The following is a 1,704-nucleotide window of genomic DNA, read 5'->3' on the forward strand; positions in this document are numbered from 1 at the left end:
CCGCGGCACCGGGGGCCTGGTCGGCGCCTTCGGCATCCTCCGCGCCGGACACGGCAAGATCGGCATTGACCGCCTCTCCTCCAACGTAGGCCTGCCCCAGAGCCCCGTGCCGGTCGCCGCCCACGGCCGTGCCTACCGCGCCCGCTACGGCCGCGAAGCCCTCTCGATGCTGTCCATCTCCAACCTGTCCCCGCACTTCCCGTACGCGGCGGCCACGTGGGCCGGGCTGTGGGAGCGGCAGACCGGGCAGCGCCTGGACGGCGCGATCGCCACCGACCCCGTCGGCCTGTCCCGCCTGCTGGAGCTCATCGGCCCGGTCAAGCTGCCGGACGGCACGGTCGTGACCGCGCGGAACGTCGTGGACCTCACCGAGCGGGAGGCCTACGCCCGCTTCGACGACCCGCAGCGGCGCAAGCGGTTCCTCATCCGGATCGCCGGCGCGGTCAGCGAGGCCATGTTCCAGGCCCGTCCCGACGCGCTGAGGGCGGTGTCCGTCCTGACGCGCATGGTGGAGGAGCGGCGCATCCAGATCTGGAGCCGCCACGACGCCGAGGAGCGCCGTCTGGCCGCCACCCCGCTCGGCGGCGTCCTGCCGCGCGACCCCGGGCCGTTCGCCGGGCTGGTCGTCAACAACTCCGCCGGCAACAAGCTCGACTACTACCTGAACCGCTCGCTGGAGTACCGGCTCGGGCGGTGCAGCCCCAGCGGGTGGCGCGCCTCACGCGTCCGCGTGCGGCTGGACAACGACGTGCCGCGCCGCAGCCTGCCGGAGTACGTGACGACCCGCCTCGACGCGCCGGACCAGCGCCACGCCGAGGGCTCGACGCTGCTCTGGGTGTCGCTGTACGCGGGTGTGGGCGCCAGGGCGGAGGAGGTTCGCGTGGACGGCGAACGGATCGAGCCCATCCGGGAGGTGGAGCGGTCGCATCCCGTCTACTCCACGGTGCTGGAGTTCGCCCCCGGCCAGGCGCGGACCGTGGACTTCCTGCTGATGGAGCCCGCGTCCGCCGCGGCGCCGGAGGTGCCGGTGCAGCCGCTCGTGCGGCCGCAGACGACGCGGATCCTCCAGGACCGGCGCGGCTGCCTGTCCCCCTCGCCCCAGGGCTGAGCGTGCGCGACACCACGGACGCCTTCCGCATCCTGTTCGTGTGCACGGGCAACCTCTGCCGGTCGCCGCTGGCCGAGCGGCTGGCCCGGGCGGCGCTGGGCCCGGCGTTCGAGGTGGGGAGCGCGGGAACCCGCGCGGTCCCCGGCAGGCCGATGCCCGGGAACGCCGTGCGCGTGCTGCTGCTGCTCGGCGGCGACCCGTCCGGCTTCGTCTCCCGGCCGCTGACGGCCCCACTGGTGGCCGGGGCCGACCTGGTGCTGGCCGCGGCCGCCGCCCACCGGAAAGCGGCCGTGGCCCTGCATCTGCCGGCGGCGCCGCGGACGTTCACGATCGCGGAGTTCGGCGCGCTGGCCGGTGAGGTCCCCGTCGAGCAGGTCGCGCGGGAGCGCGACCCCGCGCGCCGGGCCCGGACACTCGTGGAACAGGCCGCGTCCCTGCGCGGCCTCGTCCGCGTCGACGAACCTGACATCCCCGACCCGTACGGCCGGTCCCGGTGGGCCTACCGGGCCGCGGGACGCCGGATCGCCGAGGCGCTGGCGGTCCCGCTGCGGCTGCTCACACACCAATCGGCGTGTTGACCTCGGTCTCCGCCGGGG

The 1,704-nt window shown here is 75.4% G+C and carries 2 protein-coding genes; both read left to right on the forward strand.

The window, feature by feature from the left end; genetic code table 11:
• The coding region (locus ABZS51_RS42660; RefSeq protein ID WP_355454042.1) for a DUF4012 domain-containing protein at positions 1 to 1,108 on the forward strand (1,108 nt) is incomplete at its 5' end.
• Positions 1,109 to 1,110: 2 nt separating this feature from the next.
• Positions 1,111 to 1,686, forward strand: coding sequence for a low molecular weight phosphatase family protein (locus tag ABZS51_RS42665; RefSeq protein ID WP_355454045.1), 576 nt, complete (start codon positions 1,111 to 1,113; stop codon positions 1,684 to 1,686).
• The last annotated feature ends 18 nt before the right edge of the window (positions 1,687 to 1,704 follow it).

This window comes from Nonomuraea sp. NPDC005501, from assembly GCF_040605905.1.
Taxonomy (GTDB): Bacteria; Actinomycetota; Actinomycetes; order Streptosporangiales; family Streptosporangiaceae; genus Nonomuraea.